Origin of the sequence: Streptomyces sp. CBMA156, from assembly GCF_014596515.1 — a bacterium.
Taxonomy (GTDB): Bacteria; Actinomycetota; Actinomycetes; order Streptomycetales; family Streptomycetaceae; genus Kitasatospora.
Genome location: NZ_MSJQ01000298.1, coordinates 1 through 26,812, shown reverse-complemented (window position 1 = coordinate 26,812; position 26,812 = coordinate 1). Strand labels below are relative to the sequence as shown.

General features: G+C 73.4%; 28 protein-coding genes. 8 read left to right on the top strand and 20 right to left on the bottom strand.

Annotation, left to right across the window (positions count from 1 at the left end; genetic code table 11):
- Positions 1-4: 4 nt before the first annotated feature.
- The 3 genes from argJ to BU198_RS26235 all read right to left on the bottom strand — a co-directional run bounded on the left by argJ (position 5) and on the right by BU198_RS26235 (position 3,511).
- Positions 5-1,177, bottom strand: a complete 1,173-nt coding sequence (gene argJ / locus BU198_RS26245; protein WP_317620325.1) for a bifunctional glutamate N-acetyltransferase/amino-acid acetyltransferase ArgJ — start codon at positions 1,175-1,177, stop codon at positions 5-7.
- Entirely contained in the window at positions 1,174-2,202 is a 1,029-nt protein-coding gene (gene argC / locus BU198_RS26240; RefSeq protein WP_188299348.1) for an N-acetyl-gamma-glutamyl-phosphate reductase, read from the bottom strand. The genes argJ and argC overlap by 4 nt, the downstream gene beginning before the upstream one ends.
- Before the next feature lie 97 nt (positions 2,203-2,299).
- Positions 2,300-3,511, bottom strand: coding sequence for a methyltransferase (locus BU198_RS26235; protein ID WP_188299347.1), 1,212 nt, complete (start codon positions 3,509-3,511; stop codon positions 2,300-2,302).
- Positions 3,512-3,593: 82 nt separating this feature from the next.
- Here BU198_RS26235 and BU198_RS26230 point away from each other — a divergent pair, with 82 nt between their 5' ends.
- Positions 3,594-4,031, top strand: coding sequence for a VOC family protein (locus BU198_RS26230; RefSeq protein ID WP_188299346.1), 438 nt, complete (start codon positions 3,594-3,596; stop codon positions 4,029-4,031).
- 9 nt (positions 4,032-4,040) lie between these two features.
- Positions 4,041-4,415 (top strand): RNA-binding S4 domain-containing protein, encoded by a 375-nt coding sequence (locus BU198_RS26225; protein WP_188299345.1) that lies wholly within the window; start codon positions 4,041-4,043, stop codon positions 4,413-4,415.
- 32 nt (positions 4,416-4,447) lie between these two features.
- Here BU198_RS26225 and BU198_RS26220 read toward each other — a convergent pair whose 3' ends face one another.
- From BU198_RS26220 to BU198_RS26210, 3 genes are all read right to left on the bottom strand, one after another.
- Positions 4,448-4,960, bottom strand: coding sequence for an FBP domain-containing protein (locus tag BU198_RS26220; RefSeq protein WP_188299344.1), 513 nt, complete (start codon positions 4,958-4,960; stop codon positions 4,448-4,450).
- 44 nt (positions 4,961-5,004) lie between these two features.
- Positions 5,005-5,556 carry an HDIG domain-containing metalloprotein gene (locus tag BU198_RS26215; protein WP_317620324.1) on the bottom strand — a complete coding sequence of 184 codons (552 nt, stop codon included), beginning with the start codon at positions 5,554-5,556 and terminating at the stop codon, positions 5,005-5,007.
- 115 nt (positions 5,557-5,671) lie between these two features.
- Positions 5,672-6,556 carry an SAM-dependent methyltransferase gene (locus BU198_RS26210; RefSeq protein WP_188299343.1) on the bottom strand — a complete coding sequence of 295 codons (885 nt, stop codon included), beginning with the start codon at positions 6,554-6,556 and terminating at the stop codon, positions 5,672-5,674.
- A 208-nt stretch (positions 6,557-6,764) separates the two neighbouring features.
- Here BU198_RS26210 and BU198_RS26205 point away from each other — a divergent pair, with 208 nt between their 5' ends.
- The gene (locus BU198_RS26205) at positions 6,765-7,664 is read left to right on the top strand and encodes a polysaccharide deacetylase family protein (RefSeq protein ID WP_188299342.1); all 900 of its coding nucleotides are present in this window, start codon (positions 6,765-6,767) and stop codon (positions 7,662-7,664) included.
- A 68-nt stretch (positions 7,665-7,732) separates the two neighbouring features.
- Here BU198_RS26205 and BU198_RS26200 read toward each other — a convergent pair whose 3' ends face one another.
- Positions 7,733-8,551: an SDR family NAD(P)-dependent oxidoreductase gene (locus BU198_RS26200; protein WP_188299341.1), complete on the bottom strand. Its 819-nt coding sequence runs from the start codon at positions 8,549-8,551 to the stop codon at positions 7,733-7,735.
- A 328-nt stretch (positions 8,552-8,879) separates the two neighbouring features.
- Between BU198_RS26200 and BU198_RS26195 the strand changes: the two genes are divergently transcribed.
- The gene (locus BU198_RS26195; RefSeq protein WP_188299340.1) at positions 8,880-9,749 is read left to right on the top strand and encodes a 3-hydroxybutyryl-CoA dehydrogenase; all 870 of its coding nucleotides are present in this window, start codon (positions 8,880-8,882) and stop codon (positions 9,747-9,749) included.
- A gap of 73 nt (positions 9,750-9,822) precedes the next feature.
- On the opposite strand, the gene BU198_RS26190 is transcribed toward BU198_RS26195, so the two are convergent.
- The 11 genes from BU198_RS26190 to infC all read right to left on the bottom strand — a co-directional run bounded on the left by BU198_RS26190 (position 9,823) and on the right by infC (position 21,036).
- The gene (locus BU198_RS26190; RefSeq protein WP_188299339.1) at positions 9,823-10,665 is read right to left on the bottom strand and encodes a chitosanase; all 843 of its coding nucleotides are present in this window, start codon (positions 10,663-10,665) and stop codon (positions 9,823-9,825) included.
- Between the two features lie 143 nt (positions 10,666-10,808).
- The gene (locus tag BU198_RS26185; RefSeq protein ID WP_188299338.1) at positions 10,809-11,771 is read right to left on the bottom strand and encodes an ABC transporter permease subunit; all 963 of its coding nucleotides are present in this window, start codon (positions 11,769-11,771) and stop codon (positions 10,809-10,811) included.
- Positions 11,768-12,694: an ATP-binding cassette domain-containing protein gene (locus BU198_RS26180; protein WP_188299337.1), complete on the bottom strand. Its 927-nt coding sequence runs from the start codon at positions 12,692-12,694 to the stop codon at positions 11,768-11,770. The genes BU198_RS26185 and BU198_RS26180 overlap by 4 nt, the downstream gene beginning before the upstream one ends.
- On the bottom strand, positions 12,694-13,131 hold the full coding sequence (locus BU198_RS26175) for a GntR family transcriptional regulator (RefSeq protein ID WP_188299336.1): 438 nt from the start codon (positions 13,129-13,131) through the stop codon (positions 12,694-12,696). Before BU198_RS26175 ends, BU198_RS26180 begins: the two co-directional genes overlap by 1 nt.
- A 109-nt stretch (positions 13,132-13,240) precedes the next feature.
- Positions 13,241-15,742, bottom strand: coding sequence for a phenylalanine--tRNA ligase subunit beta (pheT, locus tag BU198_RS26170; protein WP_188299335.1), 2,502 nt, complete (start codon positions 15,740-15,742; stop codon positions 13,241-13,243).
- Positions 15,742-16,863 carry a phenylalanine--tRNA ligase subunit alpha gene (gene pheS, locus BU198_RS26165; protein WP_188299334.1) on the bottom strand — a complete coding sequence of 374 codons (1,122 nt, stop codon included), beginning with the start codon at positions 16,861-16,863 and terminating at the stop codon, positions 15,742-15,744. The genes pheT and pheS overlap by 1 nt, the downstream gene beginning before the upstream one ends.
- Positions 16,864-17,147: 284 nt before the next feature.
- Positions 17,148-18,251 carry an ATP-binding protein gene (locus BU198_RS26160; RefSeq protein WP_188299333.1) on the bottom strand — a complete coding sequence of 368 codons (1,104 nt, stop codon included), beginning with the start codon at positions 18,249-18,251 and terminating at the stop codon, positions 17,148-17,150.
- A 184-nt stretch (positions 18,252-18,435) separates the two neighbouring features.
- The gene (locus BU198_RS26155) at positions 18,436-19,302 is read right to left on the bottom strand and encodes a TrmH family RNA methyltransferase (protein ID WP_188299332.1); all 867 of its coding nucleotides are present in this window, start codon (positions 19,300-19,302) and stop codon (positions 18,436-18,438) included.
- 112 nt (positions 19,303-19,414) lie between these two features.
- Complete coding sequence (gene rplT, locus BU198_RS26150) at positions 19,415-19,810, bottom strand: 50S ribosomal protein L20 (RefSeq protein ID WP_030055649.1); 396 nt, start codon at positions 19,808-19,810, stop codon at positions 19,415-19,417.
- A gap of 109 nt (positions 19,811-19,919) precedes the next feature.
- The gene (gene rpmI, locus BU198_RS26145) at positions 19,920-20,114 is read right to left on the bottom strand and encodes a 50S ribosomal protein L35 (protein ID WP_188299331.1); all 195 of its coding nucleotides are present in this window, start codon (positions 20,112-20,114) and stop codon (positions 19,920-19,922) included.
- Between the two features lie 142 nt (positions 20,115-20,256).
- Complete coding sequence (gene infC / locus BU198_RS26140) at positions 20,257-21,036, bottom strand: translation initiation factor IF-3 (protein WP_188299359.1); 780 nt, start codon at positions 21,034-21,036, stop codon at positions 20,257-20,259.
- A 475-nt stretch (positions 21,037-21,511) separates the two neighbouring features.
- Here infC and BU198_RS26135 point away from each other — a divergent pair, with 475 nt between their 5' ends.
- Positions 21,512-21,928 carry a DUF1844 domain-containing protein gene (locus tag BU198_RS26135; RefSeq protein WP_401087583.1) on the top strand — a complete coding sequence of 139 codons (417 nt, stop codon included), beginning with the start codon at positions 21,512-21,514 and terminating at the stop codon, positions 21,926-21,928.
- Between the two features lie 53 nt (positions 21,929-21,981).
- On the opposite strand, the gene BU198_RS43445 is transcribed toward BU198_RS26135, so the two are convergent.
- On the bottom strand, positions 21,982-22,755 hold the full coding sequence (locus BU198_RS43445) for an SseB family protein (protein ID WP_317620323.1): 774 nt from the start codon (positions 22,753-22,755) through the stop codon (positions 21,982-21,984).
- A gap of 91 nt (positions 22,756-22,846) precedes the next feature.
- On the opposite strand from BU198_RS43445, the gene BU198_RS26125 reads away from it, so the two are divergent.
- The 3 genes from BU198_RS26125 (at position 22,847) to BU198_RS26115 (ending at position 25,699) form a co-directional block, all read left to right on the top strand.
- Positions 22,847-24,070, top strand: a complete 1,224-nt coding sequence (locus BU198_RS26125; protein WP_188299328.1) for an amino acid deaminase/aldolase — start codon at positions 22,847-22,849, stop codon at positions 24,068-24,070.
- A 62-nt stretch (positions 24,071-24,132) separates the two neighbouring features.
- The gene (locus BU198_RS26120) at positions 24,133-24,543 is read left to right on the top strand and encodes a hypothetical protein (RefSeq protein ID WP_188299327.1); all 411 of its coding nucleotides are present in this window, start codon (positions 24,133-24,135) and stop codon (positions 24,541-24,543) included.
- A gap of 241 nt (positions 24,544-24,784) precedes the next feature.
- A complete protein-coding gene (locus BU198_RS26115; RefSeq protein ID WP_188299326.1) occupies positions 24,785-25,699 on the top strand; it encodes a lytic polysaccharide monooxygenase in 915 nt (304 codons plus the stop codon).
- Positions 25,700-25,851: 152 nt separating this feature from the next.
- Here BU198_RS26115 and BU198_RS26110 read toward each other — a convergent pair.
- A partial coding sequence (locus tag BU198_RS26110; protein WP_188299325.1) for a hypothetical protein occupies positions 25,852-26,812 on the bottom strand: 961 nt, incomplete at its 5' end.

Sequence of the window (26,812 nt, the reverse complement as noted above, 5' to 3'; positions counted from 1 at the left end):
CGGATCAGGTGGAGTAGGCGCTGTTCTCGTGGACGTAGTCGGCCGTCAGGTCGTTGGTCCACACCGAGGCGCTCGCCGTACCGGCGTTGAGGTTCGCGCTGATGACGACCTCCCGGCCGGTCATGTCCACCAGGTCGCGGTCCTCGCCCACGCCGCCGGCCTTGCAGACCCAGACGCCGTTGATGGCGACGTCCAGCTCGTCCGGGTCGAACGCGGCGGAGGTGGTGCCGATCGCGGCCAGCACCCGGCCCCAGTTGGGGTCCTCCCCGTGGATGGCGCACTTGAGCAGGTTGTTGCGGCTGATCGTCCGGGCGACCTCGACCGCCTCGTCCTCGGTGGCGGCGCCGGTGACGTCGATCCGGATGTCCTTGCCGGCGCCCTCGGCGTCGCCGATCAGCTGGCGGGCGAGGTCGGCGCTCACCTGGCGGACGGCCTCGGCGAACTCGGCCTCGTCCGGGGTGGTGCCGGTGGCGCCGGAGGCGAGCAGCAGCACGGTGTCGTTGGTCGACATGCAGCCGTCGGAGTCGATCCGGTCGAAGGTGGTGCGGGTGGCGCCGCGCAGCGCGGCGTCCAGCGCGGCGCTGTCCAGGTCGGCGTCGGTGGTGAGCACCACCAGCATGGTGGCGAGGCTCGGGGCGAGCATGCCGGCGCCCTTGGCCATGCCGCCGACCGTCCAGCCGGCCGGACTGGTGTACTGGGCGGTCTTGTGGACGGTGTCGGTGGTCTTGATGGCGATCGCGGCGGCCTCGCCGCCGGTCCCGCTCAACTCGCCCGCGGCCAGGGTGACCCCGGGCAGCAGGATGTCCATCGGCAGCCGTACGCCGATCAGACCGGTGGAGGCGACGGCGACCTCGCCCGCGTTGAGCCCCAGGTCCACGGCGGCCCGCTCCGCGGTGGCGTGGGTGTCCTGGAAGCCCAGCGGGCCGGTGCAGGCGTTGGCGCCACCGGAGTTGAGGACGACGGCGGAGACCCGGCCGCCCTTGAGGACCTGCTCGGACCAGAGCACCGGCGCGGCCTTGACCCGGTTGGCGGTGAAGACGCCGGCCGCGGCGAGCGAGGGCCCGTCGTTGACCACCAGGGCGAGGTCGGGGGTGCCGGAGGCCTTGATGCCCGCGGTCACCCCGGCGGCACGGAAGCCCTTGGCCGCGGTCACTCCGACGTTCGTGCTCTTGCTCACGGTGCGACTCCGTTCACGGGAAGGCCGAGCTCCTCGGGCAGTCCGAGGGCGATGTTCATGCTCTGCACCGCACCGCCGGCGGTGCCCTTGACCAGGTTGTCGATCGCGCTGATCGCGATGATCCGCCCGGCGGCGGCGTCCAGGGCGACCTGGACCAGGGCGGTGTTGGCCCCGTAGACGCTGCTGGTCTGCGGCCACTGCCCCTCGGGCAGCAGGTGGACGAAGGGCTCGTCGGCGAACGCCTCGGTGTACGCGGCGCGCAGGCTCTGCGCGGTCACGCCCGGCCTGGCCTTGGCCGAGCAGGTGGCGAGGATGCCGCGCGGCATCGGGACGAGGGTGGGGGTGAAGGAGACGGAGACCGGCTCGCCCGCGAGCGGGGTGAGGTTCTGCATCATCTCCGGGGTGTGCCGGTGGACCCCGCCGACGCCGTACGGGCTGACGCTGCCCATCACCTCACTGCCCAGCAGGTGCGGCTTGGCGGCCTTGCCGGCGCCCGAGGTGCCGGAGGCGGCGACCACCACGGCCTCCGGTTCGGCGAGCCCGGCGGCGTACGCGGGGAACAGTGCCAGGGAGACGGCCGTCGGGTAGCAGCCGGGCACGGCGATCCGGTTGCTGCCCTTCAGCGCGGCGCGGTGGCCGGGGAGTTCGGGCAGGCCGTACGGCCAGGTGCCGGCGTGCGCGGAGCCGTAGAACTGCTCCCAGTCGGCGGCGGCCTTGAGCCGGAAGTCGGCGCCGCAGTCGATCACCAGGACGTTCGGGCCGAGTTCCTCGGCGACGGCGGCGGACTGGCCGTGCGGCAGCGCCAGGAACACCACGTCGTGGTCGGCCAGCACCTCGGTGGTGGTGGCTTCCAGGACGCGGTCGGCGAGCGGGAACAGGTGCGGCTGGAGCAGCCCCAGTCTGGTGCCCGCGTTCGAGCCGCCGGTCAGCGCCCCGATCTCCACCTCGGGGTGGCCGAGCAGCAGGCGCAGTACCTCACCGCCCGCGTACCCGCTCGCGCCGGCGACGGCGACTCGCAATGCCATGGCGTTCCTCCTTCGTCTTGGCATGAATATACGCGTGACGGAAAATTCATGCAAGGAGTCGACGCCTGACCCCCGCCGTGGCGGGGGTGTGCACCGGTCAGCGCTTGACGGCCCGCAGCACCACGAACTTGGGGTTCCCCGCGACGACTCGGCAGTTGCCGAAGAGGCGGCGCAGCTTGACGTGGTAACCGAGGTGGCGGTTGCCGACCACCCAGAGTTCGCCGCCCGGCCGCAGCGCCCGCTTCGAATCGGTGAACATCCGCCAGGCGGTGGCGTCGGTGGTGGCCTGGTGGGAGTGGAACGGCGGGTTGTTGAGCACCAGGTCCACCGAGCCGGGGGCGGTCACGTCCGCGGCCAGGGCGTCGGCGGCCAGGAACTCGGCCGGGGCGTCCGGACCCAGGTTGGCGCGGAAGGTCTCCTCGGCGGAGGCCACCGCCTGGTGCGACTCGTCCACGAACACCAGCTCCGCGCCGGGCCCGGCCAGCGCGGCGGCCGTACCGACCACGCCGTTGCCGCAGCCGAGGTCCACCACCCGGGCGCCGGGGGCCGGGACGGGCAGGTGGGCGAGGAAGAAGCGGGTGCCGATGTCGAGCCGGTCGGCGCAGAAAGTGCCCGCGTGGTTGACCACCGTACGGCCGGAGACCGGACCGATGTCCGACGGCAGCGCGTAGCGGGTCGGCCACGGGCTGGGGCCGGGGTCGAGCGCCGGGTCGGGGGTGCAGAGGATCAGCCTGGCCTTGCGGACGGCCAGCGAGGTGCGGGTCGGGCCGAGGATCCGCTCGAAGAGCCGGAGGGTGGAGGTGTGGATCTCGGTGGTCATGCCGGTGCCGACCACCACGGTGCCGGCGTGGACGGCCGGGGCGAGCCGGTGCAGCTGATCCTCCAGCAGGGCCAGGCTCTTGGGGACGCGCACCAGCAGCACGTCGATCCGCTCCGGCGGGGTGTCCCTGGTGGTCAGCAGCCGGGACTCGTCGACGGCGGCGCCGGCCCGGGCCAGGTTGGCCAGGGTGGCCCGGCGGCCGAGGTGGGAGTCGGTGATCTGGACCGGCCGGTACGCGGCGAGCGCGGTCGTCAGCGCGCCCCAGCGGTCGCCGAGGACGGCGACCGTGCGGCCGGCCAGCTCCGTCGCGGCGCCGGCCGCGCTGTCCGCCTCGCCGGCGAGGTGGCGCAGCAGGTACTCGTCGGCGGCGTCCCAGGCCCGCAGCCGCTCGCGCGGATCCGCTGGGTAACGGGTGAGCTCGAAGGTGCCCCAGGAAGTGGCCAGGGAGGTGTCCGGCGGGGTCGCGGCGGGCGTGGTCTGCGGATTCATCGTGTTCTCAGGCTATCCGACGACCCCCGGGGGACGGTTACGGACGGATACTGGAAGAGCCCGACCGAGAGGGGTGAGGGCGATGCAGTGGAAACTCGCAGTCGTGGTGGTCCCCGTATCGGACGTCGACCGCTCGAAGCTCTTCTACGAGGAGCAGGCCGGGTTCACCGTCGACCACGACACCCGGCTGCGGGACGGCCACCGGGTGGTCCAGCTGACTCCCCCCGGCTCGCCCTGCTCGATCGTCGTGGGCACCGGGATGACCGAAGCTCCGCCCGGATCGGTCAAGGGGCTCCAGCTGGTGGTGCCGGACATCGAGAGGGCGCACGCCGAACTGCTGGCCCGGGGCGTACAGGTCAGCCCGGTCCAGCACTTCGTGGCGGGGGGCCGGGTGAACGGGCACGGCGAGGCGTGGAACAACTTCGTGTTCTTCAACGACCCGGACGGGAACGCCTGGGCGGTCCAGGAGGCGCCGGCCGCCGTGCAGTCCTCGGGTGGTCCCCGAGAAGTCCTTGGGTAGGCTCCGGGAATGGCTGAACACGAGGGAAGCGTGCGGGTGGACAGCTGGATCTGGTCGGTCCGGCTGGTCAGGACGCGGGCGCTGGCGGCCGCCGCCTGCCGGGCCGGGCACGTCCGGGTGAACGGCGAACGGGCCAAGCCGGCCCAGGCGCTGAAGCCCGGGGACGAGGTCCGGGTCCGCGAGGAGGGGTACGAGCGGGTCGTGGTGGTGCAGAAGCTGATCCGCAAGCGGGTCGGCGCCTCGGTGGCGGCGGAGTGCCTGGCCGACAACAGCCCGCCGCGGCCGCCGCGCGAGTTCGTCGCGGCGGCCGGGACACGGGACCGCGGGGCCGGGCGCCCCACCAAGCGGGAGCGCCGCGACCTGGACCAGCTGCGCGGGCACTGAGCGGCACCGAGCCGTCACACGGCGGCGGTCCGTTAGGCGGTGGCGGTGGTGGTGCTGAGCACCCTGGCGAGGAAGCCGCCGAGGTTACCCACCGTCCGGTCGATCTGCTGCTCCAGCGGCAGCGACTCGTCGGGCCTGGTGACCAGGGTGGACTTCTTCAGCCCGCGCACGTAGAGCGAGCAGGCCAGGTCGGCGCAGATGTACGTGCCGACCGTGTTGCCCTCGCGCCCGGCCGCCCCGGCCCTGCGGGCGGCGAGCAGCGCGACCCCTGACCCGGCGTGCGCGGTGATGCACAGCGAGCACACGTTGGTCTTGGTCAGGCTCCGCCGGATCACCGGCGAGCGCAGCGTCACCCCGACGAGCTCGCCCCCGTACGGCGCCACCAGGTACGCCCGGTCGGGCGCGCCCTGGTCCCGCCAGCCGAGGAAGTCCAGCTGCTCCCAGGGAAGTTCGGCCAGCCCCCGGGGCAGGTTGAGCCGGCGGGCCTCGCCCTTGGAGCAGTTGACGAAGGACGCGCGGATCTCGTTCTCACCCAGGGGTTCCATGCTGCGGAAACTAACACCGGCCCGCCCGCCGTGTCGCGCCGATTTCACCCGGTGCGGACCGGATGGGCCGCCTGGACGGCGAGCCGCCGCGGGGCGTCCTCGCCGATCCGGGTGAGCAGGTCGTCCAGGGCGAGGAAGGCCTCCCAGCGCTCCCGCCCGCCGGCGGCGGCGAGCCTGTCGACCACCCGGTCCTCCAGATCCTGGACGCGCTTGTTCTTCCAGGCCTTGTCGGCCAGGCTCACCAGCAGTTCCTCGACGGTGACGCCGGGTTCCCCCCAGCTCGCGTGGCTGCGGGCGAAGCGGGCGAGGTGCTCGGGCACGCCGCGGGAGAGCAGCAGGGCGTGGCCGGCGGCCTCGTGCCGGGAGCCGGGGGCGGAGAGCTCCTCGGGGTGGACGGTCTTGCCGATGTCGTGGGTGGCGGCGCCGTACCGGACCGCCCCGCCGTCGAAGACCAGGCCCTCGCGGGCGCAGAAGTCGGCGATCTCCTCGGCCACCTGGTGCACCAGCGCGAGGTGGGCGACCAGTCGGGGCGGGGCGTCGACGGCCCGCAGCAGGTCGGCGACGTCGGGGGGCAGCGGCGGCAGGGTGGTGGTCACGGCCGGAGGGTAGCCCGCCCGGTGACGGCTTGTCAGTGGGGGTCCGTAGGCTTCGACGGTCCGGTCCCGGCGCAGGAGGGGGGTGCCGGGACCGGCCCGACGGAGCCGGGAGGTGCTACTTCTTGAAGGCGACACCGGCGTACGCCGAGACGTCCTGCCAGCCCTCGGGGAGTTCGGTGGTGGGCACGTGGCCCGCGGTGGGGCGCCAGAGCGGGAGCTGGACGAGCCCGGGGCCGGTGAACTCGAAGTCGCCGAAGAAGGGCTCGACGCCGGCCCGCGACCGCAGCACGAGCGGGGCGCTCGCGCTCTTGTAGATCCGGGTGCCCTCGGCGGCGCTCTCGCGGGAGGCGAAGTCCGGGCTGCCGTGGGAGAGGATCAGCGCGCTGCCCGGGGCGAGCGCGTCGCGCAGGGTGCCGACGAGCTGCTGGGCCCCCTCCTCGTCGCGGATGAAGTGCAGGACGGCGACCAGCATCAGCGCGACCGGCTGGGAGAGGTCGACGGCTCCGGCGAGCGCGGGGTGGCCGAGGATCGTGGCCGGGTCGCGCAGATCGGCCTCGATCACCGAGGTGTGCCCGGCGGGGTGGCTCGCCAGCAGGGCGCGGGCGTGGGTGGCGACGATCGGGTCGTTGTCCACGTACACCACCCGGGCGTCCGGGGCGACCCGCTGGGCGACCTCGTTGGTGGAGCCGACCGCGGGGATGCCGGTGCCGATGTCGATGAACTGGCGCACGCCGCGGCTCGCCGCGAACTCGACGGCGCGGCCGAGGAACTGGCGGTTGGTGCGGGCCAGCAGGGGCAGCGCCGGGTAGGCGGATATCGCGGCCTGGGCGGCCTTGCGGTCGGCCTCGAAGTTGTCCTTGCCGCCGAGGTAGTAGTCGTACATCCGGGCGGTGTGCGGGACGCCGGTGTCCAGCTCGCTCGGCGGCTGCCAGTCGTCGGCTCTGGCCCAGCCCCACTCGGTGTCCGCGGTCCGGCCGATCGCCGCGCTGTCCTCGTACATCCTGTCCGCCCCCAATGCGCCATGCCGGAATCGTTCGGCTACCGCCCGTCCACGCGGTGCGCGGTGATCGTATCCAAGGACACACCGTGGAAACAGCGGGAGTTCAGGTTTACGCAACACCCGGTGACGGAATGTGTGCACGTCAAGCCCGGAGCGGCCGGCCCTCCCGGATCGCCCGCCGGGGCCGTCGTCCCTATGCTGGCTGCCGATGACTGCCGACCGCCGCACCGTACTGCGCACCACCGCCAGGTTCGCCGCCCTCGCCGCCACCGGTGCCCTCCTCACCTCCTGCGGCACCGGGACGCCCCGCAGGGCCGACCCGGGGGCGCTCGCCGCGCACCCCGGCACCGTGGACCCGCAGCACACCACCGACCCGGCCTGGAACGGCGGCGAGGGCCCTGCCTCCGCCACGCCCACCGCCTCGGCGGAGCCCCGGGCCGCCGACGGGCCGACGGCGGTCGCCGCCCAGCCCGCCACCCCGCCCGCGCTGCCGCCGCTCGCCCCCGGCACCCCGGTCGAGGTCGCGTACGGGCCGCGCACCGGCGGGAACGTGGCGCTCACCTTCCACGGCAGCGGTGACCCGAAGCTGGCCACCGCGCTGCTGGAGGCCGCCGAGCAGCGCGGCGTCAACGTGACCGTGATGGCCGTCGGCAGCTGGCTCGACCAGCAGCCGCAGATGGCCCGGCGGATCCTGGACGGCGGCCACGAGCTGGGCAACCACACCCAGAACCACCTCAACATCTCCGCCATGACACCGGACCAGGCGCGCGCCGAGATCGCCCAGTGCGCGGAGCGCCTCCAGCGGCTCACCGGCTCGATCGGCCGCTGGTTCCGCCCCTCCGCCGCGCAGTACGCCACCCCGATGGTGCGCGAGCAGGCCAGGGCGGTCGGGTACGAGCACGTGCTGTCCTTCGACGTCGACCCGCGCGACTACAACGACCCCCCGGCCGCCGAGCTGCAGCGCCGGGTGCTGAACGCGGCGCGCGGCGGCTCGGTGGTGGCGCTGCACCTGGGCCACCAGTGCACGGTGGACGCGCTGCCCGCCATCCTGGACGGCCTGGCGAAGGCCGGGCTCAAGCCGGTGACCGCCAGCCGGCTCTGCGCGTGAGCATGCGCGGGGACGTGTGAGGACGTGTGGGGACGCGTGAGCATGCGCGCGGACGCGTGAGCCGGTGATCAGACCATCGGGTCGTCGTCCTTGTACGGGCGCAGCCGCAGGGTGCGGGCGTCCGAGTCGCGGATCGCGTCGGCCCGGTTGACCAGCTCCTCCAGGTCGTCCCGTCCGGCGTGGATGAACCGCCCGTGCAGCCCGTCGAAGCGGCCCCGGGCGGCGTCCACGGTGACCGCGACCATGTACGGGATGGAGCCCCAGGCGGTGGCGTCCCGGAACATCGGCATCCCCGCGGTCATGTCGGTGGCCACCGCGCCGGGGCTGATGTCGAGGACGACGATGCCGTTGCGGGCGAGCGAGTCCGCCATGTTGTCGGAGAGCTGGAGCAGCGCGCCCTTGGAGGTGGCGTACGCGGTGTAGTTGCCGTCCGGGCGCAGCGCGAAGCCGGAGTTGAGGTTGACCACCCGGCCCTGCCGCCGGGCGACCATGCCAGGCAGCACGCAGCGCAGCAGGTTGTAGGGGCCGCGCAGGTTGGTCTCGATCACCTGCCACCACTGGTTGGCGTCGGTCTCCCAGAGCGGCACCTCGGCGCGGTCGACCAGGCCGGCGTTGTTGACCAGCAGGTCGGTCGGCCCGAGGTCGCGCTCGACCACCCGGACCGCCTCGCGCACCGAACCGGGGCGGGTCACGTCGGCGGTCACGGCGACACCCCGGGAGCCGCGCTTGACGCACTCCTTGAGGGTGTCGGTCAGCGTCTCGTGGGTGCGTCCGACCAGGCCGACGGACATCCCCTCGGCGGCCAGGCCGATGGCGATCTCCCGGCCGATGCCCCGGCCGGCGCCGGTGATCAGGGCGACCTGTCCTACGAGCGATCCCGTCGACACCGTGTGCTCCCTTCGCCGTCCCCGGCCCTGTCCGATTCCGCCCCGGCCCTGCCGTCCTCCGCCCCCGGCCCCCGTCTGCGGCATTCTGTCGGCCGCCGGGCGGAGCCGGCTCCGGCACACGGAGCCGGGGCCGCCGCCTCACTCGTTCGGGGGAATCCTGACACCGGCACCGCGCCGGGGAGGGGGTGACCTACTGGCCGGTACGGAGTAGTAACGTCGTCGGGGCGGTGCCCGGTGCACCCATTCCGGCACACCGGCCCCGTCGTCCAGCGGCTCGCTGGGCCACCCCGCAGCTGGGCGACCCCCAGCTCCACCGAAGGGCAACTGAGTGAGTGACATCGCGCGCGTCGGAGTGATCGGCTGCGGCCTGATGGGGTCGGGCATCGCCGAGGTCTTCGCCCGGGCCGGGCTGGACGTCCTGGTGGCGGAGGCCAGTGGCGAGGCGCTGGAGTTCGGCCGCACCCGGCTGACCAACTCCCTGGACACCGCGGTCAAGCGGGGCAAGCTGACGCCGGAGCAGCGGGACGAGGCGCTGGCCCGGCTGTCCTTCACCGTCGAGCTGTCCGACTTCGCCGACCGCGACCTGGTGGTCGAGGCCGTCGCCGAGCGCGCGGACATCAAGGTCAAGATCTTCGAGACCCTGGACCGGGTGGTCGAGCGCCGCGACGCGATCCTCGCGTCCAACACCTCCTCGATCCCGATCGTGAAGCTGGCCGCCGCCACCACCCGCCCCGAGCAGGTGATCGGCCTGCACTTCTTCAACCCGGCGCCGGTCCAGAAGCTGGTCGAGGTCATCCCGACCCTGACCACCTCGGCGACCACCACCGAGCGGGTCGAGGCCTTCGCCTCGCAGGTGCTCGACAAGGAGCCGATCCGCGCCCGCGACCGGGCCGGCTTCGTCGTCAACGCCCTGCTGGTTCCCTACCTGCTGTCCGCGGTGCGGATGTTCGAGTCGGGCGTGGCCACCGCCTCCGACATCGACAAGGGCATGGAGGCCGGCTGCGCCCACCCGATGGGCCCGCTGCGGCTGTGCGACCTGATCGGCCTGGACACCATCGTCTCGATCGCCGAGTCGATGTACGACGAGTACAAGGAGCCGCTGTACGCCGCTCCCCCGCTGCTCTCCCGGATGGTCGACGCGGGCCTGCTGGGCCGCAAGTCCGGCCGCGGCTTCTACGACTACACCGCGAGCGCCTGACGCCCGCGGCGCTTCCGGACACGGGGGCCCGGCGACCGCGAACCGGTCGCCGGGCCCCGCGTTTGACCTGACGTCAGCTGTTGATGGTGTAGCTGTCGCCGTACACCTTCCACTTCAGCGGCGGGTTGAGGTCGAAGTTCTTGGCGTTGAGGAAGACCAGCTGCTCGGTGTCGACCCGGCTGGTGTCGGAGTGGGCCTCCTCCTTCTTCATGACCACCTTGCGGGCGTCCAGGAAGGCCTTCAGGTAGGTGGCCTCGTCGCCGCCCTGGGCAGGCGTCCTGGCCTTCTTCATCGCGGCGGCGCGGATGCCGCCGAAGCTGTCCGAGCTGGTGCCCGGGCCGTGCATCACGATGGCGTCGTAGTAGGCGAACTGGCCCAGCGCGCGCAGGCCGTCGCTCTTGCCCTGGCTGACGGCGGGGTTGAAGTACACCCGGTCGCGCTCGTCGTTCTGGGCCTGCTGGAAGACGGTGTCCTTGGCGGCGGTGGCCCAGTCCTTCTCGAACGCGGAGCCGAGGCCGGCGTGCGAGTCGGTGCCGTTGACCTTCTTCAGGGCCGGCAGGTACTTGGCCAGGACGTTGCCGGGCTTCAGGTCGGTGTAGTGCTGGACCAGCTCCAGCATGTCACCGGTGCCGGAACAGAAGCCGATGATGCCGGCGGTGTAGCCCCGGCCGTCCTTGATGTCCTCGATGTACTTGTACTGGGCCTTCCAGTCCAGCGACGAGTTCTCCGCGCTGGACACCAGCTGCATGGCGATGTCCTTCTTGTGCGGGTCGTCCAGCCCGGCCGCGGCGAGCCGGACGGCGGCGGCCGGCGACGGGGCGGCCTGGGCCGCCGTGGTGGCCGCGACGGTCAGGGGGGCGGCCACCAGGGCGGCGGCGAGGGCGATGCGGAGGGCACGACGGGGCTGCGAACGCATGGAACGGCTCCGATTCCTCGATGGGTTAGGAAACTTTCCTAACGAGAAGAAGGAAACGCCCTCGGCCGCACTCCCGCAAGGGTTTTGACGGAACCTCTTCAAGAGATCTTGGGGCCGCGGACCGGCCCGCGCCGTCGCACGGCTCAGTACGCCCGGCGCCTCACCCACCAGACCGCCCCCGCGCACGCGGCCACGCCCAGGGCCGCCGTCCAGCCGGACTCGACGAACTGGAACGGCCAGAACCGGTCCGCCGGCTGGTACACCTCGTGGGCGGTGTAGCCGCCGTCCCGCACCAGGGCCTGGAGCCGGGCGAAGTCCCCGAGGCCGTAGAACGCGTCGCCGGGGATCCGGTTCCCGGCCGGGTCGGAGAACCAGACGTTCAGCACCCAGCGGTCGTCCAGCGCCATGGGCACCATGGAGTGCCTCGGCTCCTCCAGCGGAGGCAGGTAGTGCGCGCGCACGGCGTGGGCGAGGAACGGCAGCGCGACCGAGGCCGCCAGGCCGGCCCCCACCGCGGCCACCGTCCGGCGCAGCACCGCACCGGCCAGCGCCGCGACCCCGAAGGCCACCAGCACCCGGCCGACCAGCACCGGCGGCGTCTGCACGAAGACCTCCGGGCTGAACCGCCCGTCCCTGAGCGTCAACGGCTCGCTCCACCAGCGCAGCACCAGTCCGAACAATGCCGCCACGACGGTCAGCGCCGCGCCGCCCACGACCAGGCCGCCCACCGTCCAGCGGGTCCGCCCGGCGCCCTGGGTCCAGGCGAAGCGCACCGTGCCGTGCTCGAACTCCCTTGCCAGCAACGGCCCTCCGAGGAAGGCCCCGAAGGCTCCGCCGAGGACGTAGAGCACGGCGCCGAACTCCTGCAACCCGTCGCCGTACTGGCGCAGGAACTGCTTGTACGCGGCCGTGCAGGCGTCGGCGGCCGGGTCACAGGAGCTCGCGCCCGTGCGCTCCAGCCCGTCGTGCAGGTACCAGCCGTGGGCCAGCAGCGCCAGCGAGACCACGGCCATCATCGTCAGCAGGGTCACCAGCGCCGGCCGGTGGCGCAGCCCGGCCGCCCGCAGCACGGCGGAGCGGGGCGGCGCGAGGGTCGGGGACGTCACGGCAGCAGCACCTTCTCGTTCGGAGGGACGGCTCCGCGCGGCCCCGGGAGGGCGGAGGCGGCCGGCTCGCGCAGGTAGGCGAGCACCAACTCCGTCAGCCCGACGCGCTGTTGGCGCCAGGAGCCGGAGACGGGAGCGTCCGCGCCACCGGTACGGACCAGCAGGTGGGACTGGGCACCGGCGCGGCGGTCGCGGACCACCGGCAGCCGCCCGGCGACCTCGCCGGCCTCGGCGGTGGGACCGGTGAGCATCCGGTGGCCGCCCAGCAGATCGTCCACCTCCCCCGCCACCTGGACCCGGCCGGCGCCGAGCGCCACCAGGTAGTCGCAGCTCTGCTCCAGCTCGTTGACGGCGTGTGAGGAGAACACCACCGACATGCCGTCCTCGGCCACCGCGGTCAGCAGCACGGCCATGAAGTCGTGCCTGGCGAGCGGGTCCAGGGCCGCCAGGGGCTCGTCCAGCAGCAGGAGTTCGGGGCGTTTGGCGAGGGCCAGGGCGAGCGACACCTGGGCCTGCTGGCCGCCGGAGAGGCGGCCGTACCTGCGGTCCAGCGGGATGCCGAGGCCCTCCAGGTGGGCGCGGGCCCGGCCCCCGTCCCAGCGGCGGTTGAGATGACGCCCCATCGCCAGCAGGTCGCGGACGGGCAGGCCCGGATAGAGCGCGGCGTTCTGGGCGACGAATCCGATCCGGTCCAACGCGCGCGGCGAGCCGGGTGCCTGGTCGCCGAGGACGGTCAGCGCGCCCTCACTGGGCAGGGCCAGCCCCGCGGCGAGGCCGAGCAGCGTGGTCTTGCCGGCGCCGTTCGGGCCGACCAGGGCCACCACGTGCCCGGCGGGCACGGCGAGCCGGCAGTCCCGCAGCGCCCAGGAGCGGCGGTAGCGCTTGCCGAGCCCGGCACAGTCGATCACCGTGTCCGCGGCCATCAGGCCACCACCCCGTCCCGGCCCTCGCGCAGGTCGCGCAGCGCGTCCTCGAACACCGCGGCCATCCCCTCCTCGTCCAGCCCGGCGGTCCGCGCCGAGCGCATCCAGTCCAGCAGCCCCCGGCGCAGCGCTGCCCGTTCGCGCAGCGGCACCACCCCGGCCGGCAGGCCCCGCACGAAGGTGCCCTGGCCCCGGCGGCCGACCGCGAGGCCGCGGTGCTCCAGCTCGCGGTACGCCTTGAGCACCGTGTTCGGGTTGATCGCCAGTCCGGCCACCGCCTCGCGCACCCTGGGCAGCCGGTCCCCCTCGGTCAGCCAGCCCATCCGCAGCGCCTGTTCGACCTGCTGCACGAGTTGCAGGTAGGTCGGGACGCCGGAGGCCGGGTCCAGGCGGAACTCGATCGGGGAGGGCTGGTCCGCTTCTTTATCTACTTCCATAGGTAAAGAGATAAGCGACGGACTGATGATCCGTCAACCCAGGGAAAGGCGAAGGGCCCCGCCCCGGACTCGTGGTCCGGGGCGGGGCCCTTCGTCAGCCGCTGCCGCGTCAGGCGCCGCGCAGCACCGCGCCGGTGCGGGCGACGGCCTCGGCGACGGCCGCCTCGCGGGCGGCGGTGGCCTCGTCGGCGGTCAGGGTGCGGTCGACCGCGCGGAAGCGCAGCGCGTACGCCAGCGACTTCTTGCCCTCGCCGACCTGCTCGCCGGTGAACACGTCGAACAGCCGGATGGCCTCCAGCAGTTCGCCCGCGCCGGAGCGCAGCGCGGCCTCGACGTCGGCGGCCGGGACGGCGGTGTCGACGATCAGCGCGACGTCCTGGGTCGCCACCGGGAAGCCGGAGACGGTCGGGCCGTTGACCCGGGCCGCGCCGTCGGCGGTGAGCAGGTCGATGTCGATCTCCATCGCGGCGGTGCGGGCCGGCAGCCCGAGCGCCTTGACCACCCGCGGGTGCAGCTCACCGGCGTGGCCGACCACCCGGTCGGTGCCGGCCACCAGCAGCTCGGCGCAGCGGCCCGGGTGCCAGGGCGCCAGCTGCCCCTGGCGGACGGTCAGCTCGACGCCGGCCGCGCGGGCCACCGTACGGGCCGCCTCGACGGCGTCCGCCCAGAAGGCCTGGGCGCCCTTGCCCCACCAGCCCGACGGCAGCCGCTCGCCCGCGAGGGCGACGGCGATCCGGCGCGGCTGGTCCGGCAGCGCGGCGTCCAGCTCGGCGAGCTCCTCGTCGCTGGGCCGGTGGTCGACGGCCGGACGCGGCGCCACGGACAGCTCGTCCTTGGGCAGGAAGACCGTGCCGGTCTCGAAGACCGCCAGGTCGGTGTTGCCCCGGCCGACGTTGCGGCGCAGCGCGCCGAGCAGGCCCGGCAGCAGCGTGGTGCGCAGCGCCGGCTCCTCGTCGTTCAGCGGGTTGACCAGCTTCACCGTGCGACGGCGCCGGTCGTCCGCCTCCAGGCCGAGCGCCTCGAAGACGGCCTCGCCGATGAACGGGTAGTTGTTGACCTCGACGTAGCCGGCCCCGGCCACCGCGACGCCGATCCGGCGGTTCACCCGCTGGGCCTCGGTCAGGCCCTTGCCCGGGGGCACGTCGGGCATCCGGGCGGGGACGTTGTCGTAGCCCTCCAGCCGGATGACCTCCTCGGCGAGGTCGTACGGGTCGGTGAGGTCGGGGCGCCAGGTCGGCGGGGTGACCTCCAGGACGTCGGCGCCGGAGACCGAGCAGCCGATCTCCTGGAGACGCCGGGTGACGGTCTCGCGGCCGTACCCGGTGCCGGCCACCCGGTCGGGCAGGTCGGCGGCGATGGTGATGGTGCGCACCGGGTGCGGGGCCGCGATGTCGGTGACCCCGGCCTCGGCGGTGCCGCCGGCGATCAGGACCAGCAGGTCGACGGCGCGCTGCGCGGCGGCGCGGGAGGCGTCCGGGTCGACGCCGCGCTCGAAGCGCTTGGACGCCTCGGAGGGCAGCTTGTGCCGCTTGGCGCTGCGGGCGATGGCGACCGCGTCGAAGTGCGCCGCCTCGATGATCACCTCGGTGGTGCCCGGGCCGGCGGCCGGGTCGAGGATCTCGGTGGAGGCGCCGCCCATCACGCCGGCCAGGCCGATCGGGCCGCTGTTGTCGCAGATCAGCAGGTCCTCGGCGGAGAGCTTGCGCTCCACGCCGTCGAGGGTGGTGAGGGTCTCGCCCTGCTCCGCCCGGCGGACCGTGATCGGGCCGTCCACCCGCTGCTTGTCGTAGGCGTGCAGCGGCTGGCCGACCTCCAGCATCACGTAGTTGGTGATGTCGACGGTCAGCGAGATCGGCCGGATGCCCGACTTCTGGAGCCTGCGCTGGAGCCAGATCGGGGACTTGGCGTTCGGGTCGACGCCGATGACCGTACGGGCCACGAAGCGGTCGCAGCCGGTCTGGTCGTTGACCTTCACCAGGTAGCCGAAGGAGTTCGCCGGCGGCACGTCGAGCAGCGCCGGGTCGGCCAGCGGCAGCCCGTACGCGGCGGCGGCCTCGCGGGCCACGCCGCGCATGGACAGGCAGTAGCCGCGGTCCGGGGTGACGGCGATGTCGAGCACCTCGTCGACGAGCTGGAGCAGCTCGATGGCGTCGGTGCCGGGCTCGAACTCCGGCGGGAGCACGATGATGCCGTTGTGGTCGTCACCCATGCCCAGCTCGCGGGCGGAGCAGATCATGCCGGCCGAGGTGTGGCCGTAGGTCTTGCGGGCCGCGATCGGGAACGGGCCGGGCAGCACCGCGCCCGGGAGCACGACCACGACCTTGTCGCCGACGGCGAAGTTGGTCGCACCGCAGACGATCTCCTGCGGCTCACCGGTGCCGTTGGCGTCGCCGACGTTGACGAAGCAGTGCCGGATCGGCTTCTTGAAGCCGGCCAGCTCCTCGATGGAGAGCACCTCGCCGACCACCAGCGGGCCCTTGAGGTCCGTGCCGAGCTGCTCGACGGTCTCGACCTCCAGGCCGGCCCTGACCAGGCGCTCCGCGACGTCACGGCCCGTCTCGCCGGCCGGCAGGTCGACGTACTCACGCAGCCAGGAAAGCGGGACGCGCATCAGATCTCCATCCCGAACGGGAGGGTGAAGCGGACGTCACCCTCGACCATGTCGCGCATGTCGGCGACGTTGTGACGATTCATCAGGATCCGCTCCAGGCCCAGGCCGAAGGCGAACCCGCTGTAGCGGTTCGGGTCGACACCGCAGGCGACCAGCACCCGCGGGTTGACCACGCCGCAGCCGCCGAGCTCGATCCAGCCCTCGGAGGAGCAGGTGCGGCACGGCCGGTCCGGGTTTCCGACGCTCGCGCCGCGGCACACGAAGCACTGGAGGTCGATCTCCGCGCTCGGCTCGGTGAACGGGAAGTAGGACGGGCGCCAGCGCAGTTCCAGGCCGCCGCCGATCAGCTTCTCGACCAGCACCTCGATGGTGCCCTTGAGGTCGGCGAAGGTGATGCCCTCGTCCACCGCGAGGCCCTCGACCTGCCGGAAGACCGGGGTGTGGGTGGCGTCCAGCTCGTCCGTCCGGTAGACCCGGCCCGGGCAGACCACGTAGACGGGGGGCTCGCGGTCGAGCATGGTGCGGGCCTGGACCGGGGAGGTCTGGGTGCGCAGCACCACGCCGGAGTCGGCGGAGCCGTCCGGGGCCTGGACGAAGAAGGTGTCCTGCATGGAGCGGGCCGGGTGGTCCGGGCCCAGGTTGAGGGCGTCGAAGTTCAGCCACTCGGCCTCGACCTCGGGGCCCTCGGCCACCTGGTAGCCCATCGCGACGAAGGTGTCCTCGATGCGCTCGGCCATGGTGGTCAGCGGGTGCCGGGCGCCGCGCGGGGCGCGGTCGTACGGCAGCGTGACGTCCACCGCCTCCTCGACCAGCACGCGGGCGTCGCGCTCCGCCTCCAGTTCGGCCTGCCGCTTGGCGAGGGCCTGGTTGACGGCCCCGCGGGCCTGGCCGATCAGCTTGCCCGCTGCGGCCTTGGCGTGCGGGGGGAGGGCGCCGATCTCGCGGTTGGCGAGCGAGAGCGCCGAGCGGTCGCCGGTGTGGGCGACCTTGGCCTGCTTCAGCTCGTCCAGGGAGCCGGCGGCGGCGAACGCGGCGATCGCCTCGTCCCGCGCCTGCTCCACCACCTCGGGCTTGAGTGCCTCGACCTCGACCGGGTCGTACGACTTGTTGGGTGCCGACATCTCTATCTTTCCCGTGCTCCTGCTCGTCCGTGCTCAGGTGTGGGGTCGCCTTCACGTCACGCCCGGCGGGGCCGGGGCACGGGCAGCCGGTCGCCGTTCACCGGAGGCTCACGGGAGTGGTGTCCGCGGCTCAGCCGCGCAGGGCGTTGCGCAACGCCAAAGGTCGAGTGTAGTCGCAGCGCGTAGCGCGGCTGCCGTGAAGCCCGCCCGGCCCCGACCTACACCATGCTGTGCTGGTCGTTCATGCTCTTTCAGAGCATGCGGTGCTTGTCGTTCATGCTCTTTCAGAGCATGAAGTCGGGCACGCCGGCGGGCAGGATAAATCGGAACCGGGCGCCGCCGCCGGGCGCGCGGTCGACGCGGATCGAGCCGCCGTGGGCCTCCACGATGCCCTTGACGATGTAGAGGCCCAGGCCCGTGCCACCGCGCTTGGACCCGCGCCAGAAGCGCGTGAAGACGCGCGGCATCGAGTCCTCGGGGATGCCACTGCCTTCGTCGCTCACGGTGACCGCTGTGCCTTCCACGATGCGGGGCGGGGTGCCGTTGCGCTCCCAGAGGGGCGCCTCGACGACCTCCTTGGCCGGTGCCACCTCGATCGTGACAGTTCCCTCGCCGTGCCGCACCGCATTTTCCAGCAGGTTGGCGAGCACCTGGTCGACCTTGTCCGGGTCGGCCCACAGCACCGTCAGCGGCTCGCCGATCCGGATGTCGAAGCGCTCCTCGGGGATGCCGGTGGCGACCTTGCGCTCGACGTGCCGGCGCACCGCCGCCGCCAGGTCGACCACCTGCTTGCGCAGCTCCAGCCGGCCCGCGTCGATCCGGGAGATGTCCAGCAGCTCGGCGATCAGCCGGGTGACCCGGTCGGCGTCGGCGTCCACGGTCTCCAGCATCAGCCGCTTCTGCCCGTCGGTGAACCGCTCCCACTTGGCCAGCAGCGTCGCCGTGAAGCCCTTGACGCTGGTCAGCGGGGAGCGCAGCTCGTGCGCCACGGTGGCGATCAGCTCGGCGTGGCTGCGCTCGGTGCGGCGCCGGGCCTCGGTGCCGCGCAGGGCGATCACCAGGCGCTCCAGCGGCCCGCAGGGCGCGCGGCGGACGTACCGGGCGGAGACCAGCACCTCACGCCCCCCGGGCAGCAGCAGGTTGCGCTCCGGCTGGCGGGTGCGGATGGCCAGTCCGCCGTACGGGTCGGTCAGCTGCCACCAGCGGCGGCCGTCCAGGTCCTCCAGCGGGAGGACGTCCTCCAGGGCGCCGCCGAGCGCGGCCTTCGGGAGCACGCCGGTGAGCCGGGCCGCGGCCCGGTTGAAGCAGACCACCCGGCCCAGCGCGTCGGCGACCACCAGGCCGTCCGGTAGGTCGTCCGGGTCGAGCTCGGGTCCGCTGCCGACCATGGGTTGCCTCCCCGATTACCCACCGTGCCGTTCCCCCCACAGAGGCAGACCCTAGCGCCTCCCAGGCGCCCGCAGTAGGGCTTGCGGGGTGGATCCTGTCCGATCGGACCGGGGCGGCCGGGGCGCGTGCGCCGCCTGGCGGAGGCGGGGTCGGCGCGGAGCACCGGCGACCTCCCCGGGTACGTCAGGCCTGCGCGCGGCAGCCGCCGGGCGAACGCTGCGCGCGCGCCGAGGCGTACAGGCAGACGGCCGCCGCGGTGGCCAGGTTGAGGCTCTCGGCGTGACCGTGGATCGGGACGCGCACGACCTCGTCGGCGAGCGCGCGGGTCTCCTCCGGAAGCCCCCACGCCTCGTTGCCGAACACCCATGCGCCGGGTGCGCCCAGGGTGCCCTCGTCCAGCTCCCGGTCCAGGTCGCGCTCGCCCGCGCCGTCCGCGGCGAGCACCCGGACACCGGCCTCGCGCAGCCTGCCGACGGCCTCCTCGACCGGCACGCCGACCGCCACCGGCAGGTGGAACAGGCTGCCCACGGAGGCCCGGACGGCCTTCGGGTTGTAGAGGTCCACCGAGGCGTCGGTGAGCACCACGGCGTCCGCGCCGGCCGCGTCGGCGGTGCGCAGCACCGTCCCGGCGTTCCCGGGGTCGCGCACGTGGGCGAGGACCGCGACCAGCTTGGGGCGGGCCTTGAGCACCTCGTCGAACGGGGTGTCGATGAAGCGGCAGAGCGCCACGATGCCCTGCGGGGTCACGGTGTCGCAGATCCCGGCGATCACCTCGTCGGTGGCGGTCAGCACCGGCAGCCCCTCGGCCAGGACGGCCTCGACGATGTCCGCGTGCCGCTCGGCGGCCTCCAGGCCCACGTACACCTCGACCACGGCGTGCTCGGCCGTCCCCGGCAGCCGGCCGAAGGAGACGGCCTCCCGGACGGCCTGCGGGCCCTCGGCCAGGAAGCGGCGCTCCTTGGTGCGCTGGTTCCGCTTGGCGAGCCGGCGGGCGGCGACGACGCGCGGCGAGCGCAGGGAGGTGAGCAGGGGGGTCTCGGTGCTCGGCATGGTCTCGGTTCTCTGGAGGCGCTGACGGAGGCTGGAGGAGGAGGGAAGAACGCAGAACCGGACCCGCAGGAGAGCCTGCGGGTCCGGTGAGAGCTCAACCGATCTCGGAAGATCAGGCGGCGTCCGCGGCGGCCTTCGGGGCGTTCACGTCGGCCGGCAGCGCCTTCTGGGCGACCTCGACCAGGGAGGCGAACGCACCCGGGTCGTTGACGGCCAGGTCGGCCAGCATCTTGCGGTCGATCTCGACGCTGGCGGCCTTCAGACCCTGCACGAAGCGGTTGTAGGTGATGCCGTTGGCACGGGCCGCAGCGTTGATGCGCTGGATCCACAGCTGACGGAAGTCGCCCTTGCGCTTCTTGCGGTCGTTGAAGTTGTAGACCAGCGAGTGGGTGACCTGCTCCTTGGCCTTGCGGTACAGGCGCGAGCGCTGGCCACGGTAGCCGCTGGCGCGCTCCAGGATGACCCGGCGCTTCTTGTGGGCGTTGACTGCCCGCTTGACGCGTGCCACTTGATTACTCCTTGGGTTGGACCACGGACTACTTCACGTGGTCCGTCATTCGAATGGGTCGGGAAGGATCAGCTGCCCCGCCGACGGCTCGCACCGGGCGGGAGGGCGATCACTTGCCGAGAAGCTTCTTGATCTTCTTGGCGTCACCGGGGGCGGCCACGACGGTCCCGGCCAGCTTGCGGGTCAGCGTCGAGGGCTTGCGCTCCAGGAGGTGGCGGCGGCCGGCGCGCTCGCGCAGCACCTTGCCAGAGCCACTGATCTTGAAGCGCTTGCTGGCGCCACTGTGCGTCTTCTGCTTCGGCATTTCGCCGTATCTCCTCGTCGGTCCCGTCCACGCCCGCGCGGCTGCTGCCACGCGGGCGCGAACTGGATGGATCTGCGGTGACCGGGCGGGACGCCCCGTCACCCTGTGGGCCGGTCTCCCGGGCCTCCTGGCCGGTGAAGGCTCAGGCGCCCTGGGAGGCGGCCGGCTGCTCGACCGGAGCGTCGGCCTCGTCGGCCGGCGCCTCGGCCGGGGCGTCCTGCGCCTCGGTCACGGCGTCCACGGCGTCGTCCGCCTCGGCCGCGGCGTCCAGGGCGTCGTCCGCCTCGATCGCAGCGTCCAGGGCGTCGTCCTCCTCGGCGTCCGCAGGGGCGTCGGAGCCGGCGACGCGGCCCTGACGCTCGGCCTTGCGGGCGTCCGCGAGGGCGCGGGCCTCGGCCATCGCCTCGGTCTTCTTCTTGTGCGGGCCAAGGACCATGATCATGTTTCGGCCGTCCTGCTTGGGCGAGGACTCGACGAAGCCCAGGTCCTGGACGTCGTCGGCAAGCCGCTGAAGCAGACGGAAGCCCAGCTCGGGGCGGGACTGCTCACGACCGCGGAACATGATCGTGATCTTGACCTTGTCGCCCTGCTTGAGGAACCGAACGACGTGACCCTTCTTGGTGTCATAGTCGTGCGGGTCGATCTTCGGCCGGAGCTTCATCTCCTTGATGACCGTGTGCGCCTGGTTCTTGCGCGCCTCACGGGCCTTCATGGCCGACTCGTACTTGAACTTGCCGTAGTCCATGAGCTTGCACACCGGCGGCCGGGCGGTCGCCGCGACCTCGACCAGGTCGAGGTCGTACTCCTGCGCGAGCTCCAGCGCCTTGGCAAGCGGCACGATGCCGACCTGCTCGCCGCTGGGACCGACGAGTCGCACCTCGGGGACGCGAATCCGGTCGTTGATGCGGGGCTCGGTGCTGATGGGGCCTCCTCGGTTGCACCTTCTGCGATGCGGCCGTCGGACGGCGGTCGCACGTAGTGGACTCGACCACTGGGCGGGGCTTCATTCGTGCTGCGCTGTCCGGTACGTACACCGCCACACGAAAAAAGCCCCGCTCGGTACAAGCGGGGCTCCACACAACCGGGGGCGACGCCCGGTGAGGGGCGTTGCGGCGACTCGGCGCCAGAGGCGCCCGTCGCGGACCGGGACCCGTCGGCCCTGAGGCCGACCAGGTGGGAGACTTTCGCGGTTGCCCTCTCGGGCCTCCTCGGTGGAGCCTCCACTTGCTGGCCAGGTGCCCATACGGGATCCCGGCCGGTCAGTCTCGAAGCTTACAGGGTCACGCTGTCGAACGCTATTCCGCCCCGCCCCACGGTCGCGCGTGGGCACGGACACGACCGCCTCCCGGTGCGGATACGGCCGTGTCCCGGCGCGGATGGGGCCCCTTGTACGCTCCATGGGTACGGACCGATCGACACGATGGAACGAGCCCCCCTTGAGCAGCGAGCCCACCCAGAACCCCGGCGCGGACGACGACGCGATCGGCTTCGACGACCTCACCCGCGACATCGCCGAGGTCCCGGCCGTCGAGGTGATCACCACCGTGGCGGTGCACCTGATGAGCGCCGCCGCCGTCAAGTGCGGTCTCGCCGAGGGCGGCGAGAAGGACAAGGACCTGGACGAGGCCCGCAAGCTGATCACCGCGCTGGCCGGGCTGGTCACCGCCGGTGCCCCGGAGGTCAGCAACTTCCACGCCGCCCCGCTGCGTGACGGGCTGCGCTCGCTCCAGCTCGCGTTCCGCGAGGCCTCCATCGTCCCGGACGCGCCGGGCACCGGACCGGGCGAGAAGTTCACCGGGCCGGTCTACTCCTGAGACCGGCTCAGGACAGGAGCACCTACTGGAGCAGTAGGTGCTCCTGTTCCCGTCTACCGCTGGTAGAGCCGCTCCCCCGGCAGCTCCGCGCTCGCCGGCAGCACCGCGAGGTCCAGCCCCCGGTCCAGCCGCACCCGCAGCACCGGGTCGGCGGCCACCGCCTGCCCGACCCGCTGCGCGGCCGCCTGTAGCCCGGCCTGGTCCAGCGCCGGGTCGAACACCACCGCGAGCACCCCGTCCGAGTCCTCCGAGCCCGCCAGCAGCCCGCTGACCACCTGCGGCTCGGCCGCCAGCAGCCCGCGGACCGCCTCGCGCACCTCCGGGTCCAGGACCGGCGGCACGAACGCGCGGTTCTCCGCGAGCGCCCGCAGCCGGGCACCGCTCAGCTGGAAGGGCACCGGCCCCGCCGGGTCGATCAGCAGGGTGTCGGCGCGCTCCGAGAAGGCGACCATCGCGGCCTGCGGGGCCGCCGTCGGCGCCGGCCTGGCGTCGGCGCGCCAGCGGGCGAGCGCCTCCAGCGACGTGAAGGCCGGCAGCGCGCGGCGCCCGTCCGGGGCCTCCAGGACCGGGACGGCCATGTCGCTGGTCTTGTCGTGCCGGTGCCCGTGCTCGTCCACCTCGACCTCGCCGAGGATCGCGACGATCGGGACCATCAGCCGGGTGGGGGTCAGCGCCGCCAGCACCGCCGGCTCGGCCGCGCGGTCCTGCGACCAGCGGGCGAGGGCCTCGACGAGCGCCGGGTCGGCGGTGCCGTCGTCGTCGGAGAAGCCGGGATTCGGGATGCTCTTGCCGACGAACGCCGGGTTGGAGAAGTCTTTGCGGTCCACCCGCCCGACCCTATGCCACCGCGCGCGAGCGGCCCCAGTTCCCTGCACGCGGGGCCTACCCCCCGGTAGCGCGGTGTGGCACCCTGCGCCCATGGTGATCCTCGACGCGCCCGCGACCGCGCCCGCCCCGGTCTCCGACCGCCTCCGGTACGACCGCGCCACCGCCCACCTGGACGGCCCCGTGGCCGTCGTGGACCTCGCCGCGTTCGACGCGAACGCCGCCGACCTGGTCCGCCGGGCGGGCGGCAAGCCGATCCGGCTGGCCAGCAAGTCGGTCCGCTGCCGGGCGCTGCTGGAGCGGGCCCTGGCCGTGGACGGCTTCCTCGGGGTGATGAGCTTCACCCTGGACGAGTCGCTCTGGCTGGCCCGCACCGGCGTCCGCGACGTCCTGCTCGCCTACCCCTCCGCCGACCGGGCCGGCTTCGCCGAGCTGACCGCCGACCCGGAGGCCGCCCGCGAGATCACCGTCGTGCTGGACGACCCGGCCCAGCTGGACCTGATCGACGGGGCCCGGGGCGGCGACGCCGAGGTCCGGGTCTGCCTGGAGCTGGACACCTCGCTGCACCTGCTCGGCGGCCGGGTCCGGGTGGGCGCCCGGCGCTCGCCGCTGCGCACCCCCGAGGACCTCGGCGCCTTCGCCGAACTCGTCCAGCGCCGCCGGGGCTTCCGGGTGGTCGGCCTGATGGCGTACGAGGGGCACGTCGCCGGGGTGGGCGACCGGGTGCCGGGACGGCCGGTGCGCTCGCAGCTGATCCGGCTGATGCAGGCCAGGGCGAGGACCGAGCTGGCCGAGCGGCGGGCGGCGACGGTGCGGCGGCTGCGGCAGGTGGCCGACCTGGAGTTCGTCAACGGCGGCGGCACCGGCAGCGTGGAGTCCACCGTGGCCGAGCGCGCCGTCACCGAGGTGGCGGCCGGCTCCGGGCTGTACCTGCCGCAGCTGTTCGACAACTACCGCTCCTTCCGCGGCCGCCCGGCCGCGCTGTTCGGCCAGCCCGTGGTGCGCCGCCCCGGCCTCGGCGTGGTGACGGTGCTCGGCGGCGGCTACCCGGCCTCCGGCGCGGCCGGCCCGGACCGCTCGCCGGTCCCCTACCTGCCGGCCGGGCTGCGCTACGACCCGATGGAGGGCGCCGGGGAGGTGCAGACCCCGCTGCTCGGCCCGGCCGCGGACGACCTGCTGATCGGCGACCGGGTCTGGTTCCGGCACGCGAAGGCGGGCGAGCTGTGCGAACGCTTCGCCGAGCTGCACCTGGTCGAGGGCGACCGGATCGTCCGGACCGTGCCGACGTACCGGGGTGAGGGGAAGACGTTCCTCTGACGCTTCGTCCGCCGCTGCCCTAGCGTGGTGCCCGACACCGCGGCAGTGACGAGGGGAGCGGCATGGACGCCGAGATCACGGAGATTGCGACGAGGGGTGCGACCGCGCTGGCCGGCCTCATGGTCACCTCGGCCTGGGACCGGGTCAGGCCGCGGGTCGCCGCGCTGTTCGGCCGCAGGGCGGACTCGGTCTCCGAGGAACTGGACGAGGCCCAGGCCGAGCTGGTCGCGGCACGGGAGGGCGACGGCGAGTCCGCCGCCCGGAGCGTGCAGGGCGAGTGGGAGCCGAAGCTGCGCCGGCTGCTGGCCAACGACCCGGCCGCGGTCGCCGAACTCCAGGCCATCCTCGACGAGTTCGCCCCGAAGCCGGCCGAGCGGCCGAACGTGGTGCACAACGAGCTCAAGGACATGACGGTCAGCGGCGGCATCGTGATCCAGGCCGGCACCATCACGGCCCGCGACATCGGGAGCTGACCTTTCCGGAGCCTTAACTGGGCCCGATGGAACGGCTAACCACTGCCGTCCATCGGGCCTTTGCGCTGTTCCGGGGCCTACAGTGCGTCAACAAGCACAGCACGCGCGGCTATTGCCTTCTGGTCCAGACCAATCCTACGCTCTGGCCGGGGGCCGCGCGCCGGGCCGGCGGCTCCCGAACGGGCAGGCGTGCCCGTTCCCCCACGCACGCCCGGAACGACGGTCAAGGAGTCCCCACCCCATGTCCATCAAGCGAAGTGCCCTGTCCGTCGGCGTGATCGGCGCCGCGGTCCTCGCGGTGGCCGGTGCCACCGCCGGCACCGCCAGCGCCCACGGCACGATGACCAACCCCGTGAGCCGGGTCGCCGCCTGCTACGCCGAGGGCCCCGAGCACCCGGTGTCCCAGATCTGCAAGGACCTCGTCGCCGCGAGCGGCACCCAGCCGCTCTACGACTGGAACGAGGTCAACATCGCCAACGCCAACGGCAACCACCAGGCGGTGATCCCGGACGGCAAGCTCTGCTCGGCCAACCGCGACAAGTACGCCGCGCTGGACTGGCCGCGCACCGACTGGCCGGCCACCGCGGTGAAGGCCGGCGCCTTCACCTTCCAGTTCCGCACCACCGCGCCGCACGTCGGCACCCAGACCGTCTACATCACCAAGCCGGGCTACGACCCGACCAAGCCGCTGAAGTGGTCGGACCTCGACGCGACCCCGGTGGCCAAGGTGCAGGTCGACCGCAACGCCGTCAACGGCTCCTACTCCTACTCCGGCACCCTGCCGCAGCGCACCGGCCGCCAGGTCCTGTACACGGTGTGGCAGCGCAGCGACAGCCCGGAGGCCTTCTACGCCTGCTCCGACGTCGACTTCGGCGCCTCCACCACCGCCGTGTCCGCGCTCGCCGCCCAGGCCCCGGCCGCGCCCAGCGACGCCCAGATCGCCGCCGACGCGTCCAAGTCCACGGTCGCCCACCACGGCCACGGCGGGGACCCCGACTCCCCGGCCGGCCAGGTGGTCCCGACCGCCTCCGCGGCCGTGGGCGGCACCTCGTCCACCGGTCCGCTGCTGCTCGCCGGCGCCGCCGCGATCGGCGTCGGCTGGGCCGGCATGGTGCTCCGGCGCCGTCGTGTCGAGGCTGTTCGACACGACTCCTGACGCCGGACGCGGGACCGGGCCGGCCACACCCCCGTCCGGTCCGGTTCCCGTGGCACCACCCGCGACAGCGAACGGCGGCGGCCCACCCGGAGGATTCCCTCCCGGGTGGGCCGCCGCCGTGTGAGGAGCGCGGGGCTCGGGTGAGCGCGGGCTCAGGTGGTGGTGCCCCCGGCGCCGCCGGAGCCCGGGCCGGAGCCGGTCCCGGGCAGCCCCGGGATGCTCGGCAGCTTGCCCTTGTAGTCGGTGATGCCCTTGACGATGGTGTCCATCACCGCGACGTCCGGCGCCTTGTCGGCGATGTCGAAGCCGAAGCGCACCGAGACCAGCGACTTGCCGTCGGCCGACGGGAAGACCACGCTCTGCACGTAGCCGTTGTTGCCCTTGGGCGCGTCCACCTTCCAGCGGACCAGGTAGCCGTCCTGGCCGTTGACCTTCACGGCCTCCGACTTGAGCTCCTCGTGCCCGGTGATGTCGCCGTACGAGGTCTTGGCCGCCGCGACGACGTCGGCCTTGGCCGCCGACTGGGCGTCGGTGCCGCCGCCGGCGATCCGGCCGGTGTTCACGCCGCCGAGGGAGCAGTCGCCCTCGCCGCCCGCGCAGGTGTACGAGCCGACGATGAGCGAGGCGTAGCCGTCGGTGGTGGTGCCGGCCTCCCAGCCGGTCGGGGCCGGAACGGTGAGGCGGTTCACCACGTCGACCGCCTTGTCGGCGCTCGGGCGGGTCTTGCCGCCCCCGCTGCCGCCGTTTCCGTTCCCGCCGTTCCCGTTCCCGCCGCTTCCGCTACCGCCGTTGCCGCCCTTGCTGTCCCCGCTGCCGCCGTTGCCGTCGCCGCTGCCGGGGTCGCCGAAGCCCGGGAAGCCGCCCCACGGCCCGTAGCCGCCGCCCTGCGGGGCCGGGCGGGCGGAGCGCTGCTGGTGGTCCCCGTGGCCGTCCATGGCGAGGTAGGTGACGCCGGAGCCGGCGCCCAGGCCGAGCAGCGCGGCGAGGGCGGTCGCCAGCACGAGCTTGGAGGGCCTGCGCCAGGCCTTGCGCGGCGGCGGCGCGGGCGAGCCGTAGGCGGTGCCGAACGGCGGCGGCTCCGGGTAGCGGACGGTCGGGCCGTTCTCCAGCACC

Excerpts from the sequence above, each read along its gene's own strand:
- argC (WP_188299348.1), bottom strand. The coding sequence starts at position 2,202 with ATGGCATTGCGAGTCGCCGTCGCCGGCGCGAGCGGGTACGCGGGCGGT.
- BU198_RS26235 (WP_188299347.1), bottom strand. The coding sequence starts at position 3,511 with ATGAATCCGCAGACCACGCCCGCCGCGACCCCGCCGGACACCTCCCTG.
- BU198_RS26230 (WP_188299346.1), top strand. The coding sequence starts at position 3,594 with ATGCAGTGGAAACTCGCAGTCGTGGTGGTCCCCGTATCGGACGTCGAC.
- BU198_RS26225 (WP_188299345.1), top strand. The coding sequence starts at position 4,041 with ATGGCTGAACACGAGGGAAGCGTGCGGGTGGACAGCTGGATCTGGTCG.
- BU198_RS26220 (WP_188299344.1), bottom strand. The coding sequence starts at position 4,960 with ATGGAACCCCTGGGTGAGAACGAGATCCGCGCGTCCTTCGTCAACTGC.
- BU198_RS26210 (WP_188299343.1), bottom strand. The coding sequence starts at position 6,556 with ATGTACGAGGACAGCGCGGCGATCGGCCGGACCGCGGACACCGAGTGG.
- BU198_RS26205 (WP_188299342.1), top strand. The coding sequence starts at position 6,765 with ATGACTGCCGACCGCCGCACCGTACTGCGCACCACCGCCAGGTTCGCC.
- BU198_RS26190 (WP_188299339.1), bottom strand. The coding sequence starts at position 10,665 with ATGCGTTCGCAGCCCCGTCGTGCCCTCCGCATCGCCCTCGCCGCCGCC.
- BU198_RS26180 (WP_188299337.1), bottom strand. The coding sequence starts at position 12,694 with ATGGCCGCGGACACGGTGATCGACTGTGCCGGGCTCGGCAAGCGCTAC.
- BU198_RS26175 (WP_188299336.1), bottom strand. The coding sequence starts at position 13,131 with ATGGAAGTAGATAAAGAAGCGGACCAGCCCTCCCCGATCGAGTTCCGC.
- pheT (WP_188299335.1), bottom strand. The coding sequence starts at position 15,742 with ATGCGCGTCCCGCTTTCCTGGCTGCGTGAGTACGTCGACCTGCCGGCC.
- pheS (WP_188299334.1), bottom strand. The coding sequence starts at position 16,863 with ATGTCGGCACCCAACAAGTCGTACGACCCGGTCGAGGTCGAGGCACTC.
- BU198_RS26160 (WP_188299333.1), bottom strand. The coding sequence starts at position 18,251 with ATGGTCGGCAGCGGACCCGAGCTCGACCCGGACGACCTACCGGACGGC.
- BU198_RS26155 (WP_188299332.1), bottom strand. The coding sequence starts at position 19,302 with ATGCCGAGCACCGAGACCCCCCTGCTCACCTCCCTGCGCTCGCCGCGC.
- rpmI (WP_188299331.1), bottom strand. The coding sequence starts at position 20,114 with ATGCCGAAGCAGAAGACGCACAGTGGCGCCAGCAAGCGCTTCAAGATC.
- BU198_RS26135 (WP_401087583.1), top strand. The coding sequence starts at position 21,512 with ATGGGTACGGACCGATCGACACGATGGAACGAGCCCCCCTTGAGCAGC.
- BU198_RS26125 (WP_188299328.1), top strand. The coding sequence starts at position 22,847 with ATGGTGATCCTCGACGCGCCCGCGACCGCGCCCGCCCCGGTCTCCGAC.
- BU198_RS26120 (WP_188299327.1), top strand. The coding sequence starts at position 24,133 with ATGGACGCCGAGATCACGGAGATTGCGACGAGGGGTGCGACCGCGCTG.
- BU198_RS26115 (WP_188299326.1), top strand. The coding sequence starts at position 24,785 with ATGTCCATCAAGCGAAGTGCCCTGTCCGTCGGCGTGATCGGCGCCGCG.